General features: G+C 44.3%; 17 protein-coding genes and 1 riboswitch. Of the genes, 9 read left to right on the top strand and 8 right to left on the bottom strand.

Annotation, left to right across the window (positions count from 1 at the left end):
- Nucleotides 1-28: 28 nt before the first annotated feature.
- Nucleotides 29-595: a TMEM165/GDT1 family protein gene (locus Q8W40_RS22795; protein ID WP_305400498.1), complete on the bottom strand. Its 567-nt coding sequence runs from the start codon at nucleotides 593-595 to the stop codon at nucleotides 29-31.
- 91 nt (nucleotides 596-686) lie between these two features.
- Nucleotides 687-819, bottom strand: a riboswitch (yybP-ykoY riboswitch).
- A gap of 220 nt (nucleotides 820-1039) precedes the next feature.
- Here Q8W40_RS22795 and glyQ point away from each other — a divergent pair.
- Complete coding sequence (gene glyQ, locus Q8W40_RS22790; RefSeq protein ID WP_104401108.1) at nucleotides 1040-1957, top strand: glycine--tRNA ligase subunit alpha; 918 nt, start codon at nucleotides 1040-1042, stop codon at nucleotides 1955-1957.
- Nucleotides 1958-1959: 2 nt separating this feature from the next.
- The gene (gene glyS / locus Q8W40_RS22785; RefSeq protein WP_305400465.1) at nucleotides 1960-4026 is read left to right on the top strand and encodes a glycine--tRNA ligase subunit beta; all 2067 of its coding nucleotides are present in this window, start codon (nucleotides 1960-1962) and stop codon (nucleotides 4024-4026) included.
- 68 nt (nucleotides 4027-4094) lie between these two features.
- On the opposite strand, the gene Q8W40_RS22780 is transcribed toward glyS, so the two are convergent.
- Nucleotides 4095-4457: a hypothetical protein gene (locus Q8W40_RS22780; protein ID WP_305400464.1), complete on the bottom strand. Its 363-nt coding sequence runs from the start codon at nucleotides 4455-4457 to the stop codon at nucleotides 4095-4097.
- Between the two features lie 382 nt (nucleotides 4458-4839).
- Here Q8W40_RS22780 and Q8W40_RS22775 point away from each other — a divergent pair, with 382 nt between their 5' ends.
- Nucleotides 4840-6090 (top strand): valine--pyruvate transaminase, encoded by a 1251-nt coding sequence (locus Q8W40_RS22775; RefSeq protein ID WP_305400463.1) that lies wholly within the window; start codon nucleotides 4840-4842, stop codon nucleotides 6088-6090.
- A 69-nt stretch (nucleotides 6091-6159) separates the two neighbouring features.
- Here Q8W40_RS22775 and Q8W40_RS22770 read toward each other — a convergent pair whose 3' ends face one another.
- The 6 genes from Q8W40_RS22770 to dnaA all read right to left on the bottom strand — a co-directional run bounded on the left by Q8W40_RS22770 (nucleotide 6160) and on the right by dnaA (nucleotide 14492).
- On the bottom strand, nucleotides 6160-7272 hold the full coding sequence (locus Q8W40_RS22770; protein ID WP_305400461.1) for an LPS O-antigen chain length determinant protein WzzB: 1113 nt from the start codon (nucleotides 7270-7272) through the stop codon (nucleotides 6160-6162).
- A gap of 288 nt (nucleotides 7273-7560) precedes the next feature.
- Nucleotides 7561-7995 (bottom strand): Hsp20 family protein, encoded by a 435-nt coding sequence (locus tag Q8W40_RS22765; RefSeq protein ID WP_305400460.1) that lies wholly within the window; start codon nucleotides 7993-7995, stop codon nucleotides 7561-7563.
- A gap of 456 nt (nucleotides 7996-8451) precedes the next feature.
- Nucleotides 8452-10869, bottom strand: a complete 2418-nt coding sequence (gene gyrB / locus Q8W40_RS22760; RefSeq protein WP_305400459.1) for a DNA topoisomerase (ATP-hydrolyzing) subunit B — start codon at nucleotides 10867-10869, stop codon at nucleotides 8452-8454.
- Nucleotides 10870-10883: 14 nt separating this feature from the next.
- Nucleotides 10884-11963, bottom strand: a complete 1080-nt coding sequence (recF, locus tag Q8W40_RS22755; protein WP_305400458.1) for a DNA replication/repair protein RecF — start codon at nucleotides 11961-11963, stop codon at nucleotides 10884-10886.
- 12 nt (nucleotides 11964-11975) lie between these two features.
- The gene (dnaN, locus tag Q8W40_RS22750) at nucleotides 11976-13076 is read right to left on the bottom strand and encodes a DNA polymerase III subunit beta (RefSeq protein ID WP_305400457.1); all 1101 of its coding nucleotides are present in this window, start codon (nucleotides 13074-13076) and stop codon (nucleotides 11976-11978) included.
- A 15-nt stretch (nucleotides 13077-13091) separates the two neighbouring features.
- Complete coding sequence (gene dnaA / locus Q8W40_RS22745; protein ID WP_101114893.1) at nucleotides 13092-14492, bottom strand: chromosomal replication initiator protein DnaA; 1401 nt, start codon at nucleotides 14490-14492, stop codon at nucleotides 13092-13094.
- A 333-nt stretch (nucleotides 14493-14825) separates the two neighbouring features.
- Between dnaA and Q8W40_RS22740 the strand changes: the two genes are divergently transcribed.
- The 6 genes from Q8W40_RS22740 to yidD all read left to right on the top strand — a co-directional run bounded on the left by Q8W40_RS22740 (nucleotide 14826) and on the right by yidD (nucleotide 18029).
- Complete coding sequence (locus tag Q8W40_RS22740; protein ID WP_305400456.1) at nucleotides 14826-15581, top strand: amino acid ABC transporter substrate-binding protein; 756 nt, start codon at nucleotides 14826-14828, stop codon at nucleotides 15579-15581.
- Nucleotides 15582-15673: 92 nt separating this feature from the next.
- The gene (locus Q8W40_RS22735) at nucleotides 15674-16345 is read left to right on the top strand and encodes an amino acid ABC transporter permease (RefSeq protein ID WP_126609538.1); all 672 of its coding nucleotides are present in this window, start codon (nucleotides 15674-15676) and stop codon (nucleotides 16343-16345) included.
- Nucleotides 16342-17079: an amino acid ABC transporter ATP-binding protein gene (locus Q8W40_RS22730; protein WP_305400454.1), complete on the top strand. Its 738-nt coding sequence runs from the start codon at nucleotides 16342-16344 to the stop codon at nucleotides 17077-17079. Before Q8W40_RS22735 ends, Q8W40_RS22730 begins: the two co-directional genes overlap by 4 nt.
- A 219-nt stretch (nucleotides 17080-17298) precedes the next feature.
- The gene (gene rpmH, locus Q8W40_RS22725) at nucleotides 17299-17436 is read left to right on the top strand and encodes a 50S ribosomal protein L34 (RefSeq protein WP_101114886.1); all 138 of its coding nucleotides are present in this window, start codon (nucleotides 17299-17301) and stop codon (nucleotides 17434-17436) included.
- A 45-nt stretch (nucleotides 17437-17481) separates the two neighbouring features.
- Nucleotides 17482-17805 carry a ribonuclease P protein component gene (gene rnpA / locus Q8W40_RS22720; RefSeq protein WP_305400452.1) on the top strand — a complete coding sequence of 108 codons (324 nt, stop codon included), beginning with the start codon at nucleotides 17482-17484 and terminating at the stop codon, nucleotides 17803-17805.
- Nucleotides 17772-18029, top strand: coding sequence for a membrane protein insertion efficiency factor YidD (gene yidD, locus Q8W40_RS22715; protein WP_004400212.1), 258 nt, complete (start codon nucleotides 17772-17774; stop codon nucleotides 18027-18029). The genes rnpA and yidD overlap by 34 nt, the downstream gene beginning before the upstream one ends.
- The last annotated feature ends 1 nt before the right edge of the window (nucleotide 18030 follow it).

Here is an 18030-nt window from a genome sequence, read left to right as displayed (position 1 = left end):
ATGTGTCTGTTTTCACAAATACGATGGATTACTCGGTGCCAAAAATAAGCGCGCCTATCGCCAGCAGAACAAAGAGCACACATGTGGCTTTTCTTATCAAAGCTAGAGGTAATTTATCTCCACTGAATTTGCCAATCATAACAACAGGCACATTGGCGAGCATCATGCCAACGGTCGTACCGATAATCACCATAAGAAGATGTTCTGAAAATTGCGCCCCAAGAATAGACGTCGCTACCTGTGTTTTATCGCCTATTTCCGCGATAAAAAACGCAATAAAGCTGGCAACGAAAGGACCTCGGAATGAAGCATCCCCATCATTTTCATCCATTTTGTCTGGGATCAGTACCCATATAGCCATCGCTAGAAAGCTGAATACAACGACCCAGCGCAAAACGTCTTGAGTCAAATGATCCGCCACAACAACGCCAAGCCATGCGGCAAGGGTATGGTTCAATAACGTCGCCAAAAAGATAGCAAGTACGATAGGCACCGGCTTTCGATACCGGCTGGCAAGTATAAGGGAGAGTAATTGGGTTTTGTCCCCAATCTCTGCCAGCGTAACACTGGCAATGGATATAGCTAGAACGCTCACGACATGCTCAATGGGGTAGGGCATCTGAATAAAACCAAAGACAAGATCCACGCCCCACCCCTGGTTTGTGTACCTTGTCTATGGTCTCGCTAAACCCAACCTAATGTGATGATTTTTTAGGTGGTTGAGTCTCATACGCCATGATGTTTTCATCAATTATGTTGACGTACAATCCCGTCCCGCTTCCAAGAAGGACGGGGAAGCTACTCCCCAAAGACAATCTGATTGTAGAATTTGCTTCTAATAATGGCAAGTTACACATTTCATAGATCGTTCTGTTTGCTCATAAAATGTCAATTTTGCGAGAGTTCTGACGAGTTTGGTATGAAATGACCATTTTGAGCAGGGTTTAAGCGATATTTCCTCTACTCGACAAGCAAAGAACTGGGTATACTCAATGGTTATTTTCAATAAATCATACATAAGAATCGCGCGAACCTGACTATGCAAAATTACGATATCAAAACCTTCCAGGGAATGATCCTCGCGCTGCAGGATTATTGGGCTCAAAACGGCTGTACGATTGTACAACCTTTGGATATGGAAGTAGGTGCCGGCACCTCTCACCCAATGACATGTCTACGTGCAATTGGCCCTGAGCCAATGTCTACGGCATACGTTCAACCTTCACGTCGCCCGACCGATGGTCGCTACGGTGAAAACCCGAACCGTCTGCAGCACTACTATCAATTCCAAGTAGCGCTAAAACCTTCTCCAGATAACATTCAGGAGTTGTACCTAGGCTCGCTTGAAGTGCTTGGTGTCGATCCACTGGTTCACGATATTCGCTTCGTAGAAGATAACTGGGAAAACCCAACGCTAGGCGCATGGGGTTTGGGTTGGGAAGTATGGCTAAACGGCATGGAAGTCACTCAGTTTACTTACTTCCAGCAAGTTGGCGGTCTTGAGTGTAAGCCTGTTACTGGAGAAATCACTTACGGTATCGAGCGTTTAGCCATGTACATTCAAGAAGTAGATTCTGTTTACGACCTTGTATGGAACGTAGCACCAGACGGCTCTAATGTGACTTACGGTGACATCTTCCACCAAAATGAGGTTGAGCAATCAACTTACAACTTTGAGCACGCAGACGTCGATTTCCTATTCGGTTTCTTCGATCAGTGTGAAAAAGAGTGTAAAGAACTGCTTGAGCTTGAGAAGCCACTTCCGCTTCCAGCATACGAGCGCATTCTAAAAGCCGGTCACGCATTCAACATTCTTGATGCGCGTAAAGCTATCTCTGTAACAGAGCGCCAACGTTACATCCTTCGTATCCGCAACCTGACTAAATCTGTTGCGCAGGCGTACTACGCGTCACGTGAAGCACTTGGCTTCCCTATGTGTAAGAAGGAAGGTAAATAATCATGGCTAAAGAATTTTTAATTGAACTGGGTACGGAAGAGCTCCCACCAACGCAACTTCGTACTCTAGCAGAAGCATTCGCAGCAAACTTCGAAGCAGAGCTTAAAGGTGCGAGCCTAGCGCACGAAGACGTGAAATGGTACGCAGCGCCTCGCCGTCTTGCGCTTAAAGTGGCAGCACTGGCTGAAGGGCAAGAAGACAAAATCGTTGAAAAACGCGGCCCTGCAATTGCTGTTGCATTCGATGCTGAAGGCAACGCAACCAAGGCTGCACAAGGTTGGGCTCGTGGTAACGGCATCACAGTTGAACAAGCTGATCGCCTTAAAACAGATAAAGGTGAATGGCTGCTGTTCAAACAAGAAGTAAAAGGCCAAGCGACATCTGAAATCGTTGTTGAGCTAGCAGCTAAAGCACTAGCTAACCTACCTATCGCAAAACCAATGCGCTGGGGCAACAAAACGACTCAGTTCATTCGTCCAGTTAAAACACTCACTATGCTTATGGGCTCTGACCTAATTGAAGGAGAGATCCTAGGCGTAGCATCGGGTCGCACTATCCGTGGTCACCGCTTCATGGGTGAGCAAGAGTTCACTATCGATTCTGCAGAGCAATACCCGGCGATCCTAGAGGAGCGCGGTAAAGTCATGGCAGATTACGAAGCGCGTAAAGCCATCATCCTAGCTGACTCGAAAAAAGCAGCAGCAGCGGTTGGCGGTATTGCTGACCTAGAAGATGACCTTGTTGAAGAAGTAACGTCTCTGGTTGAATGGCCAGTTGTTCTTACAGCGAAGTTTGAAGAAGAGTTCCTAAAAGTCCCTTCTGAAGCGTTGGTTTACACCATGAAAGGTGACCAAAAATACTTCCCCGTCTATGACGAGAACAAGAAACTGCTGCCGAACTTTATCTTCGTATCGAACATCGAGTCTAAAGAGCCTCGCTACGTTATCGAAGGTAACGAAAAGGTTGTACGTCCACGTCTTGCCGATGCTGAATTCTTCTTCAACACAGACCGCAAGCGTCCGCTTATCGACCGTCTTCCTGAACTAGACCAAGCCATCTTCCAGAAGCAACTGGGTACGATCAAAGACAAAACAGACCGCATCACAGAACTTGCTGGCTACATTGCTGAGCAAATCGATGCTGACGTTGAAAAGTCTAAGCGTGCAGGTCTACTGGCTAAGTGTGACCTAATGACATCGATGGTATTCGAATTCACGGATACGCAAGGTGTAATGGGCATGCACTACGCCACACACGATGGCGAAGACGAGCAAGTTGCATTAGCGCTTTACGAGCAATACATGCCTCGTTTCGCTGGCGACGACCTACCAAGTACTGGTATTTCTTCTGCAGTTGCAATGGCAGACAAACTAGACACGATCGTTGGTATCTTCGGTATTGGTCAAGCACCAAAAGGTTCTGATCCATTTGCTCTACGCCGTGCATCACTGGGTGTGCTACGTATCATCGTTGAAAATGGCTACAACCTAGACCTAACGGATCTGATCGGTAAAGCGAAAGCGCTATTAGGCGACAAGCTGACTAATGAAAACGTAGAGGCTGACGTTATTGATTTCATGCTAGGTCGTTTCCGCGCATGGTACCAAGACGCAGGATTCAGCATTGATATCATTCAAGCGGTATTAGCACGTCGTCCAACGAAGCCAGCTGACTTTGACCAACGTGTTAAAGCCGTTTCTCACTTCCGTGAACTGGAAGCAGCAGAAGCACTAGCGGCAGCGAACAAGCGTGTTGGTAACATCCTTGCGAAATTCGATGGGGAACTTGCTTCAGATATCGATCTCGCATTGCTTCAGGAAGATGCCGAGAAAGCACTGGCTGAAAACGTCGAAGTGATGACGGAAGCACTAGAGCCAGCATTCGCGACGGGCAACTACCAAGAAGCCCTCAGCAAACTTGCTGATCTGCGTGAGCCAGTGGATGCGTTCTTCGACAACGTAATGGTAATGGTGGATGACGAAGCTCTGAAGAAGAACCGTCTAACGCTACTGAACAACCTACGCAACCTATTCCTACAAATTGCGGATATTTCTCTTCTGCAGAAATAACTCAGGTTTAAATGTCAAAAAGGAAGCCAGATAGACGGCTTCCTTTTTTGTTAATTAACAGGAGGAGATCAGTTTGTTTCTTCCGCATCACAGCGTGCTTTGTCAAAATGCTCTTCTCTGCCGCCTTCACCTTTAAAGCCAATTTTCACCACAAAGCCAAGCTCTAAGAAGTCATACAGATTTTCGCATGCTCCTTCTTGGCTCATCTGTTTAATAACCTGCGTGTCCCACATATAGCCATGAGGTACGGATTCAAAATACGTAATATAACCGTCATCCGTGACCTTCATATTGTCTATGCCACTAAGCTTAACTTGGGCTTCTATAATATCATGAGGTGCTGCGGTTGGTTCGACCGCTTGGTAGTTGGTTACGTTACAAGCAGACAATGCTAGTGCAGCAGGTGATGAGAGTAAAATCTTGTGTTTCATGACAATCCAAATCGTTGATAAGTATGTTGAAAATTATATTTCAGTACACATCAACACTCTTGCAGAACCATTAAATAAAACCCTTGAATTACACATATTCATTAGTTGTTTCGTACTTATTATCCCTCAAAAATCACGATTAATTGTGCGTGAATCGATACCTTATAGCGCTAATATATCTGTACTATTTAGCCTTACATTTCCTCCTTGAAAAACAAAGCTTCTTCCCCTCTTTTACTTCCTGTTTCGATAATGTATGTTGAGCAGTCTTGCACAACAAATTATCAACATAAGTATCAGCGCTGAATGGCAAGCAACAGCGATTCAGTCACTACACACGGCATATGACAGAAAATATAAAAAATATTTAGGAAAAGAAGTAATGCAGTTCTCTACATTTGGTGAAAAATTTAATCGATATTCAGGTATTACCCAGCTAATGGATGACTTAAACGATGGCCTCCGCACGCCAGGCGCCATCATGCTCGGAGGTGGTAACCCAGCCGCCATTCCTGCGATGCTCGAATATTTTCATCAAGCCAGTGCCAGCATGCTGGAAAGTGGAGAACTGGTTGCCTCAATGGCTAACTATGACGGTCCCCAAGGAAAAAATGCTTTCATTTCAGCATTAGCTTCTATGCTAAAAGAGACTTATGGGTGGGACGTTTCAGAAAAAAACATTAGCCTAACCAATGGCAGCCAAAGTGGCTTTTTCTATCTTTTTAACCTATTTGCTGGTCAACATGCCGACGGCTCGCACAAAAAGATATTACTTCCTCTTGCACCTGAGTACATCGGTTACGGTGATGCGGGCATTGATGATGATATTTTCGTGTCTTATCACCCCGAGATCGAAATGTTGGATAACCGCATGTTCAAATATCATGTGGATTTTGAACAGTTAAAAGTGGATGAATCTATCGCAGCGATTTGCGCATCAAGACCAACAAATCCAACAGGCAACGTGTTAACAGATGAAGAAGTACGCAAGCTGGATAAACTAGCACGTGACAACAATATTCCACTGATTATCGATAACGCTTATGGCACCCCTTTCCCAAACATCATTTTTGAAGACGTGACGCCATTTTGGAACGACAACACCATCCTTTGCATGAGTATGTCTAAGCTCGGATTGCCTGGGCTCCGTTGTGGCATTGTGATTGCGAATGAAGAGGTTACTCAAGCGCTTGCCAACATGAATGGCATAATTAGCTTGGCGCCGGGAAGTTTAGGTCCTGCGCTAGGCAAGCACATGATTGAATCCGGTGATTTACTTAACCTAAGCCAAAACACCATCAAACCTTTCTATCAACAGAAATCTCAGCGCGCCGTCCAGCTTCTTCAAGATGCTATCGATGACCCACGTTTTCGTATTCACAAACCAGAAGGCGCTATCTTCTTATGGTTGTGGTTTGATGAATTACCGATTACCACAATGGAATTATACCAACGACTGAAAGACCGAGGCGTTCTGATTGTCCCGGGTGAATATTTCTTTATAGGCCAGAAAGACGAATGGGATCATGCTCATCAATGTTTACGCATGAACTACGTGCAAGATGACGAAGCCATGCAAAAAGGCATTGCGGTGATTGCTGAAGAGATTCAAAGAGCTTATTCAGATATTTAAGCTTTCATTGAATATGATAAGCCAACAGTTAATTCTGTTGGCTTAAAATGCGAGGAAGAGCTTTAATATTTAAGGCTGCTGCTTGAATGCCATTCTAACTAAGATTATACCTATACCCACGAAAAGCCCCAGTATAATTCCAAGCAACACAATCAAAGTTCGTTTCGGTTCATCTCGAGAGTTGGGTTTTGTAATATCATCTAGCAGCCGAAAGTTATCAAACTGAATGTCATTGCTTATTTTTAGCTTACCTAACAAGTCAAGCTTAGCTTGTACCTGCTGAAGTCTAGGCTCTATTACACCCAAATTTTTAATAGAACGTAGAACCTCAACTTTTTCTTTCAAAGCATTAACACCTAAGTTGATATGAAAACGCTCTTTATCACTATTAGTTTGAATAGGAGAAGTCACGTTGGCAGCACTAGCCATTCTTAATGCGTATTCTGCACTTTCTATTTCAATTTCTAGGCGTGATTCCGCCTGAGCTACCAAGATTCTTTTTTGCAAATTAAGTTCGTCTTGTTTAGCCTCTACTATAGATTGCAAGTTTCTCAAAGCTGATTCGTGAGTTCTTCGCTTTATAAATTGAACGTAATCTCGCAAGTTAAGTGCACTGTTTTCCTGAGTTTTGGCAGTAAAGCTCAAATCATAAATATATTCATCATCTTTTTTACTCTCTTTGACGGCCGATATATTCTCAAACCACTGCAAGTAAAACCGCTCAAGGTACTCCTTATCTTTAACTTCATCATATTGTTTCAAGTAATTAACAAACTCTGGATTTGAGGAAAAAAATAGCTTTTTATTGTTTGAAGAATTAAATGCTTGTATGAATTGTGCAAATAAAATCTCTGGATCCCTCAAAGAGTCTAGCTTCTCGCTCACCAAAACGGTTCCATCTTCTTGGTAAATATCAAAAATGGGTTGAAATTGACTGACTTGCTTCTCGTATTCAGCTAGGTTATATAGCTGAGGAAGTGCCACTTTAGCTTTTGAAGTCCACCATTCTTGTGCAAACAACGCATACATTAATGCAATCACAGCAAAGCAAGCAGTTGATATTAAAACAACCCATTTCCCAGCCCATATAGACTGACACAACTCACGTAAGTCAATCTCGTCATTTTGTTGATAGTTGTTTGTCATCTGGGTATTTTGTTCACTCATTATTGAATTGTGCACTTGCCTTCCTTACACTTTGAGATTGAGACTACTAGTTCAAAGTTAGAGCAGGAGTTTACCATATACTAATAGTGAATTCTTAACGAAAATTCTGCTCAAAGCCTATACTGTTAAGTATTGACAAATTCCTTAGATTAGTAGAAATATTGAGCGCATATTTCCAATTTTCCTACGCAAAAACTAATCCAATTCTACATTTTAATATATTTCGATTCGATCGTTTGTATCTAAAACTAGAAACGCCCGCGGATGCGGGCGTTTTACTATTTAAAGTCTAATACCAATATCTTAGCTTTCGATGATATTTTTGCCATTGATGGCAATCTTGCGAGGCTTCATAGCTTCAGGGATTTCGCGTTCTAAGTCGACGTGCAGTAAACCATTTTCCATGGTTGCACCAACCACTTTTACATAATCAGCTAACTGGAATTTACGTTCAAAATCGCGCTCAGCAATGCCTTGGTAAACGTAATTCTTCCCTTCTTCGGCTTGACGCTCACCACGCACAATCAGCATGTTTTCTTTCTGAGTGATGTCTAAATGCTCATCAGAAAAACCCGCTACCGCCATAGTAATACGGTAGTTGTTTTCATCTTTTTGCTCAATGTTATATGGAGGGTAACCGCCAGAAGAGTTCTTGGCATTGTTGGCTTCCATTAGGTTCAACAAACGGTCAAAACCAATGGCGTTACGGTATAGGGGAGTGAAATCTACATTACGCATAATACTATCCTTATGATAAGCAATAGCCTTGGCAATTTTAATTTGGTGCCAAGGAGTCAGTCTTACCATTCCACTGGCAGTCGTTGCACGGGGACATGGTCGCTAACAAAAGTTAAATTGTGTGCTTTCCGTATATGTTTGCTCTCTTTAGCCCTCTTGGCGAGACGCAAACTGGACAAGCGTTTTAAGAGACCCTTACGGCGTTCTCTCAAAACTAGATATGTGGATAGTCGCCTAATCTTTCAAGAGAAAAAACAAAAATAATTTTAAAAACATTACTTTTCATATCGTTAAAAAAGAAAAAGACCACCCAAGAAGGCAGTCTTTTATCTATTAATTTAAATTTCGTGGGGCAACGCAATTTCTCTTCAGTTCAAGGAAGAGGCGCGGAGCATACAAGCGTATGTGAGTACCTCTGACGAAGAAATGAAGCGAAAGGGCTAAGCACCAAATAATTTAAACGTCTAGGTTGGCTACTTTTAGCGCATTCTCTTCAATGAAGTTACGACGCGGCTCAACCTGATCACCCATCAATGTGGTAAATAGCTGGTCTGCACCTACTGCATCTTCGATGGTCACTTGCATCATGCGACGTGTTTCTGGGTCCATCGTGGTTTCCCAAAGCTGATCTGGGTTCATCTCACCTAGACCTTTGTATCGCTGTAGACTTAGACCACGACGAGACTCTTTGATTAACCAATTAAGCGCTTCAACGAAGCTCACAACTGGTTGAGTACGTTCGCCACGCTTAATGTAAGCACCGTCTTCGATAAGCCCATCTAGCGCTTCAGAAAGCTCCGCTAACTTGCCGTATTCTTTCGAATTAAACAAATCGACACTGAGCACATGCTCGTGGGTAACACCATGAGTACGAACCACGATCTTTGGTAAGCTAATGCCTAACTCTTCGTGTTTTTCGATTTCCAAACTGTATTGGCTTGCGCCTACTTCTTTTTCGTTAAGCTGCTCTACGAGGCGTTTACCCCAAGCTTCTACCACCGCGGTGGCGTGGCATTGTTCGGCACTTAAACGAGGCACATAAACAAATTCATGCACCAACGCATGTGGGTAGCGACGGCTCATGCGATCCACTAATTTGATGCCCGCATTATACTGTTGAACCAGTTTCTCTAATGCTTCACCGGCTAGCGCTGGTGCTTCTGCATTCACGTGAAGTGACGCATTATCTAGAGCCAAAGAAACTTGATACTGACTCATCGCATCTTCATCTTTAATATACTGTTCTTGCTTGCCTTTCTTCACTTTGTAAAGTGGTGGCTGAGCAATGTATACATAGCCGCGCTCTATCAGTTCTGGCATTTGACGGTAGAAAAACGTGAGCAGAAGTGTACGGATGTGAGAACCATCGACATCAGCATCGGTCATGATGATGATGTTGTGGTAACGCAATTTATCTGGGTTGTATTCGTCACGACCAATACCACAGCCGAGAGCAGTAATAAGCGTTGCCACTTCTTGAGAAGACAGCATTTTGTCGAAGCGTGCTTTTTCAACGTTAAGGATTTTACCTTTAAGCGGCAAAATTGCTTGGTTCTTACGGTTACGTCCCTGCTTGGCACTACCGCCTGCAGAGTCACCCTCCACTATGTACAGTTCTGAGAGTGCAGGGTCTTTTTCCTGACAATCCGCCAATTTACCGGGCAGACCAGCTAAATCCAATGCACCTTTACGACGAGTCATTTCACGTGCTTTACGTGCCGCATCACGAGCTCGTGCTGCATCAATGATCTTGGTACATACAATCTTCGCTTCACCTGGGTTCTCAACAAGGAACTCAGACAGTTTCTCACCCATTGCAGATTCAACCGCAGACTTCACCTCAGAGGAAACCAGTTTATCTTTGGTTTGGCTTGAGAACTTCGGATCGGGCACTTTCACTGAAACGATAGCCGTTAGACCTTCACGAGCATCATCTCCAGAAGTCGAGGTTTTCGCCTTCTTCGAAAAGCCTTCTTTGTCCATGAAGCTATTTAGCGTACGCGTTAGAGCAGCGCGGAAGCCGGCTAAGTGAGTACCACCATCACGCTGAGGGATGTTATTGGTGAAACAGTAAATGTTTTCTTGGTAACCATCATTCCACTGCATGGCGACTTCGACCGTAATGCCATCTTCACGCTCAAAATCAAAGTGGAATATTTTTTGAATAATCGGTGTTTTATTGGTGTTCAGGTGCTCAACAAACGCTTGGATACCACCTTCAAACATGAAGTGATCCATTTTGTCTTCTTCTCGCTCATCAACCAGTTTGATTGATACACCAGAGTTTAGGAACGAAAGTTCACGTAGACGTTTTGCTAAAATATCGTAATGGAACTCAATATTCGTGAAGGTCTCTTCACTTGGCCAAAAACGGATTTCAGTACCCGTATTCTCTGTTTTACCAACCACTGTCAGTGGCGCTTGAGGGTCACCATGATGGTAAGTTTGAGCGTGGGTTTCACCACCTCGATGGATGGTTAGGGTTACCTGCTTAGACAGTGCATTTACTACCGAAACACCTACCCCGTGTAGACCACCCGATACTTTGTATGAGTTGTCATCGAATTTACCACCAGCGTGAAGTACCGTCATGATAACTTCGGCTGCTGATACGTTCTCTTCTGGGTGCATTTCCGTTGGGATACCACGGCCGTCATCACGTACCGAGACTGAGTTGTCCTCATGAATAGTCACAATGATGTCATTACAGTGACCTGCTAACGCTTCATCAATAGAGTTATCCACCACCTCAAAAACCATGTGGTGTAAACCGGTGCCATCGTCAGTGTCGCCGATGTACATACCCGGACGCTTACGAACCGCATCCAGACCCTTCAGTACTTTAATACTCGATGAATCGTAATTTTCTGACATGAGTTACTCTCTTTTTATCCTTGCTCTATTTTGCCATGTTCCACATGAAACATTTTGCCATTATCGTCGAGCATATCAACGACTTGGCTCTCAGTAATAGAGCTTACAAATACTTGTGCCCCCGTCGTTTTTAAGCAGTCTGCAAGACGCTGTCGACGTTGGCTATCTAATTCAGAAGCAAAATCATCTATCAGGTAGATACACTGCTTTCCTGTCATTTGAGTCAAATGCTGCCCTTGCGCGACTCTCAGCGCACAGACCATGAGTTTCAATTGACCGCGTGATAAAACGTCTTCAACGGGCGTTCCATTCACTTTGATTTTCAAATCAGCTTTATTGGGTCCACTGAATGTGTAGCCAAGTGACTGATCACGTTCGAAGTTGTTTTCGAGGATATCCTGATAAGGTGTATCTTTGTCCCACCCTCGATAATACTTCAATTGGATATCAAATTCTGGCAAAAATGTGCGACAGATTTCTTCCGCCACTTTCTTCATGTTTTCAACGTATTCTTGTCGCCATTGACTGATATTTTCAGCCAGCGTTGCCATTTGCTGATCCCAATAACTGAGCTCTTTATAATGGGTGGCGGTTTTCAGCAATGCATTTCGTTGCTTATTAAGCCGTTTGAATCTTCCCCATGCATCATAAAAATGTGATTCGGTATGGAAAACACCCCAGTCGATAAATGCTCGACGAAATTTTGGACCGTCTGTCAGTAATTCAAACCCTTCTGGATGAATCAATTGCAAAGGTAAAACCTGAGCTAACTGCGCTAATTTTTGTCCAGACTGACCGCCTATTTTAACCTCTGTTGAGCCGTCGCGCTGCTTATTAATGCCAATTGGCAGCTCAAATTGATCCTGGTTCAAAAAACGACCATGTACGAAGAGTTCATCACAGTCGTTTTGGATAACTCTTCCCGTCAAAGAGCTTTTAAATGAACGCCCATGCCCAAGCAAATAAATCGCTTCGATGATGCTAGTTTTCCCACTGCCATTAGGGCCAATAAGAAAATTAAAGCCTGGTGACAGTTCAACGTCACAGGCTTCAATATTACGAAATGTCTGAACAATCAGTCTGGTGAGTGGCATAAACCCAATCCACTACAAGCGAATTGGCATCACCACATACATGGCGCTGTCATCATCGGCATTCTCAATCAGTGCGCTGGCATTCGCATCAGACATTGAGATTCGCACTTTATCGCAGCGAAGGGTATTCAATACATCCAAAACATAGCTGACATTAAACCCGATTTCCAAGTCGTCGCCATCAAAAGAAACATCAAGCACTTCTTCCGCTTCTTCTTGTTCTGGGTTGTTGGCAGTAATGCGCATTTCATTGCCAATGAAGTTCACGCGTACACCACGGAACTTTTCGTTCGATAGAATTGCTGCGCGAGAAAACGCGTGTTTTAACTCATCACATGGCGCTTCTAATGTTTTGTTACTGCTTTGTGGCATGACTCGACGGTAGTCTGGGAATCGACCATCCACCAATTTAGAGGTGAAAGTAAAGTTATTCACAGCCGCACGTAAGTTGGCATTGCCTATTTGCAAAGTCACCTCGGCTTCTGGTGCATCCAGCAGCTTAACGAGCTCTTGAACACCTTTGCGAGGCAAGATAATTTGTTGATTCGGCAATTCTGATGCAAGCTGAGTTTGTGAAACTGCCATACGGTGGCCGTCTGTTGCCACAGAGCGAAGCGTCGTTCCTTCGATTTCAAACAGCATACCATTCAGATAGTAACGAACATCTTGGTTCGCCATTGAAAACTGCGTTTTTTCAATCAAGCTACGTAGGTCTTGCTGAGAAAGCGTAATGTCTGCTTCGCTTTGCCAGTCTTCAATGTTTGGGAAGTCACTCGCAGGCAGAGTCGAAAGAGAAAAACGGCTTCGACCAGAGCGCAATTGAACACGGTCCGCTTCCATCACTACAGTGATGATCGCGTCGTCTGGTAATCCTCGACAAATATCCAGAAATTTACGAGAAGGAACAGTTGTGCTGCCCGCTTCAAAATCGCCTTCCAACGCCACATTTGCCACCAGCTCGACTTCAAGGTCGGTCGCGGTCAATGAAAGCACGTTGTTTTCGACTTTCAGAAACAAATTACCCAGAATAGGTAACGTGGGGCGTCCACCCAGAGCGCCAGAAACTTGTTGTAACGGTTTGATCAGGTGGCTGCGTTCGATGGTAAATTTCATTGGTATCTCTTTGCCTTATGACGATAAGGTTCTAATTAGGTTCGAATAGTCCTCTTTTATATCATGACTCTCTTCACGAAGCTGCTCTATCTTGCGGCAAGCGTGCAGCACCGTGGTATGGTCACGACCACCAAAGGCATCACCAATTTCAGGCAAACTATGGTTGGTGAGCTCTTTGGAAAGCGCCATTGCTAATTGACGAGGACGAGCAACGGAGCGTGAGCGGCGCTTAGACAGCAAATCCGCTACTTTAATCTTGTAGTATTCGGCGACGGTTTTCTGGATGTTATCGATCGTCACCAGTTTTTCTTGCAATGCTAATAAATCGCGCAACGCTTCACGAACAAAATCGATAGTGATGGGGCGACCAGTAAAGTTCGCGTTGGCAATAACACGATTTAGCGCACCTTCCAGCTCACGAACATTAGAGCGCAAGCGTTTTGCAATGAAAAACGCGACTTCATCGGCAAGGTGAATTTGATGGTCTTCCGCTTTCTTCATCAAGATCGCTACGCGAGTTTCTAACTCCGGCGGCTCAATCGCAACGGTTAAACCCCAGCCAAAGCGAGATTTCAACCGATCCTCTACCCCATTAATTTCTTTAGGATAACGGTCAGAAGTCAGGATGATTTGTTGATTGCCTTCTAACAATGCGTTGAACGTATGAAAAAACTCTTCTTGAGAACGCTCTTTGTTAGCAAAAAACTGAATGTCATCGATTAACAATGCATCAACGCTGCGGTAATAACGCTTAAATTCTTCAATCGCATTGTTTTGCAGCGCTTTTACCATGTCTTGAACGAAACGCTCAGAGTGCATGTACACCACTTTCGCATTGGGCTTATTATCCACAATGGCGTTGCCCACGGCATGGAGCAAGTGAGTTTTACCTAAGCCCGTGCCGCCATAAAGAAACAGTGGGTTATACGCTGCACCAGGGTTATCCGCCACCTGACGCGCTGCTGCCAAGCCTAACTGGTTCGACTTACCTTCAACGAAGTTATTGAATTTATGCTTAATATTGACATTAGAGCGGTGATTGATGTCCACCACTTCATTTTCATTTTCCCAAGTTTTGTGCACGGGTCTGCGCGCGTGAAGCTGCGCTGGTGCAGACGATTCTGCAGCGACATCGGCTTTTGATCGAGCGGCAGGTGCAGGTGCAGAAACTGGGCGACTGCCGACTTCAAAACGAAGGCTAGGAATATCATTCCCACAAAATTGCAGAAGCAGGCGATTGATATTGTCGAAGTACTTATCGCGTACCCAATCAAGCACAAAACGGTTAGGGGCGAACAAAGTCAGGGTATTGTCATTGAGCTCCGCCTGAAGCGGTCTGACCCACATGCTAAATTCAGTCGCTGGAAGCTCTTCTTGTAGCTGTTGCAGACACTGCAACCAAAGCGAAGATGACACGTTGCCCTCACTCTTGTAATCGTTATTTGGAAAAGGTTGGTAATTCTAGCGCTCTGTTGCCCAGATCGCTAGTAAATGATCGCAGATCCAGTGAATAAGATCGAAGTTATTCACAATTTTTCATCCTCAATTCGAGTGATCCGCACACTTTTCCCCAATATTACCCACATGATCACCCACAATTTGTGGATCAATAGCGGTTTATCCCCAAGATCAAATGTTAACAAGTCGTTTCTTTTAAGATAGTTGGTTATTTGTAATAACAACTCGTTATTTTCACTAATATTACAATTAACAGTAATATTCCCCTCCATAATAATGAGGATATAACGAATGAAATACTGGATTAAGTCCGCTCTTGCTGCTCTCGCTCTAACTGCTTCTTTCGCACAAACTGTTCACGCTGCGACAGACGTGAAAGTTGGAATGTCTGGTCGCTACTTCCCATTCACGTTTGTGGAAAAAGATGTGCTTCAAGGTTTTGAAGTCGATCTTTGGGACGAAATCGGCAAACGTAATGATTACAACGTTGAATACGTAACAGCAAATTTCTCAGGTTTGTTTGGTCTTTTAGAAACGGGGCGTATCGATACCATTTCTAACCAAATAACCATGACAGATGTGCGTAAAGCAAAATACCTTTTTGCTGACCCATACGTTGTAGACGGTGCACAAATTACGATTCGTAAAGGCAACGATGAGATTAAAGGCATCGCTGATCTTGCGGGTAAAACGGTTGCAGTCAACCTAGGCTCAAACTTTGAGCAGCTGCTACGCGATTACGATAAAGACAACAAAATCAACATCAAGACCTACGACACAGGCATCGAGCACGATGTTGCACTTGGCCGCGCTGACGCGTTCATCATGGACCGTTTATCTGCACTAGAGCTTATCAAGAAGACGGGGCTTCCTCTTGAGCTTGCAGGTCAGCCATTCGAAACCATTCAAAATGCATGGCCATTCGTTGATAACGAAGCGGGTCGTAAGCTTCAAAAAGAAGTGAATGCGGCACTGAAATCGATGCGTGAAGATGGCACATTGAAAGAAATTTCGACTAAGTGGTTCGGCGACGACATCACTCAATAATCAAAAAGCACAATACACAAGGATAAAGGTGGAAACATGGTTCCGCCTTTTCTTGTCTCTGCTACATCCGAATTTTAAGTACAGGTAATCATATGGGTTTCGACTTTAACTACATGATGGAATTGATGCCGATACTGCTGAAGTATCTCGGTACCACCATGTCTATGGCCACCTGGGGACTGCTGTTTTCTTTGATACTGTCGGTTATTCTCGCCAATATCCGTGTGTTTAAAGTGCCAGTGCTGGATCAGCTTAGCCAGTTATACATCAGCTTTTTCCGAGGAACACCGCTGCTCGTTCAACTTTTCTTACTGTATTACGGGCTGCCTCAGATCTTTCCGTTTATGGTGGGGTTGGATGCGTTTAGTGCGGCAGTTATCGGCTTAACCCTGCATTTTGCCGCTTATATGGCGGAAAGCATTCGCGCAGCGATTATTGGCATCGACAGAAGCCAAATGGAAGCCAGTTTGTCTGTGGGCATGACCACCAGCCAAGCCATGAGACGCATTATTTTGCCTCAGGCAACCCGCGTAGCTCTTCCGTCTTTAATGAATTATTTCATCGATATGATCAAATCGACGTCGCTGGCCTTTACGTTAGGTGTCGCCGAAATCATGGCGAAAGCGCAAATGGAAGCGTCGTCCAGTTTCCGATTCTTTGAAGCGTTTTTAGCGGTTGCACTGATTTACTGGGGTGTGGTCTTAATTCTGACCCGTGTTCAAATTTGGGCAGAAGCGAAGCTCAATAAGGCATACGTACGATGATAAAACTCGACAATATTCATAAAAGCTTCGGCGATACTGAAGTATTGAAAGGCATTGATATCGAGATCCAGCAAGGCGAAATCATCGTTATCATTGGCTCAAGTGGTACAGGAAAATCCACACTACTGCGTTGTGTGAACTTTCTAGAACAAGCCAATAAAGGTGTGATCACCATTGATGACATCACTGTCGATGCAGAAAAGCACACCAAATCGGATGTTCTGGCACTGCGTCGCAAAACCGGTTTTGTTTTTCAAAGCTATGCACTCTTTGCCCATATGACAGCACGGCAAAATATTGCTGAAGGCTTGATCACCGTCCGTGGTTGGAAGAAAGATCAGGCATTAGAGCGCGCTCAAGCGATTCTAGACGACATTGGCTTGGGTGATAAAGGGGATAGCTACCCTGCCGCGCTTTCAGGCGGTCAGCAGCAACGAGTGGGTATTGGTCGCGCAATGGCATTTCAGCCAGAACTCCTGTTGTTTGATGAGCCAACCTCAGCACTGGATCCTGAATGGGTTGGTGAAGTGCTCAGCTTAATGAAATCGCTCGCCGCGAAAAAACAGACCATGCTTGTCGTGACACACGAGATGCAATTTGCCAGAGAAGTCGCCGACCGTGTGATCTTCATGGCAGATGGACACATAGTGGAGCAAGGTTCTCCACAAGATATTTTTGGTAATCCACAGGATCCAAAACTGCAAAAATTTCTTCGCCAGGTGGGGATCAAATAAGGATCCTTGAGATTTAACTGACAATCCGTATAATTCGTCGACCGGAATTTTCGTTAGACCAATGATTGACTCTTAATGAGTCAGTGATTACAATTCCGCCTCTTTGTTGAGAGGCGTCGGATTTTGCTCAGACTTTCTAATAAAGAGCCAGAGTGAAGTTAAGTCCCACGCCGGGTTTAACATAAACCTAAAAACTACTGATCAGTAAAGGTAATAACAATGTCTAAACGCACTTTTCAACCTTCAGTTCTGAAGCGCAAGCGTTCTCACGGTTTCCGTGCTCGCATGGCAACTAAGAACGGTCGTAAAGTAATTAATGCACGTCGTGCAAAAGGCCGTGCGCGCCTTTCAAAATAATATTTAATTATTTTGAGCAAGTACGCGTTTAATCGGGAGTTACGTTTGTTAACTCCCGAGCATTATCAAAATGTCTTCCAGCAAGCTCATCGAGCAGGCTCACCTCATTTCACCATCATTGCCCGAAAGAATTCTCTTTCACATCCTCGCTTAGGCTTAGCTGTCCCTAAAAAGCAGATTAAAACTGCCGTCGGTCGTAATCGTTTCAAACGTCTGGCTAGAGAAAGCTTCCGCCTGTCACAACATCAGCTACCAAACAAAGATTTTGTTGTGATTGCGAAGAAAAGCGCTCAAGATTTAAGCAATGAGGAAATATTCAAGCTCTTCGATAAGTTATGGCATCGCCTTTCTCGCCCCTCTCGTGGTTAGCCATTGGTCTGATAAAAATCTACCAGTGGGTGATTAGTCCGTTAATCGGACCACGTTGTCGTTTTACACCAACCTGTTCTCAATATGCGATTGAAGCGTTGAAAGCTCACGGTTTTGTAAAAGGGTGTTGGTTATCAGGCAAACGTCTATTAAAATGCCATCCTTTGAGCGATGGGGGATATGACCCCGTTCCACCACACCAAAAACAAGACAGAGATAAATAAC

Origin of the sequence: Vibrio penaeicida (genome assembly GCF_030689305.1) — a bacterium.
GTDB lineage: Bacteria > Pseudomonadota > Gammaproteobacteria > Enterobacterales > Vibrionaceae > Vibrio > Vibrio penaeicida_B.
Note: the sequence above shows the minus strand (reverse complement) of the source record. Positions and strands in the feature narration are given on the sequence as shown.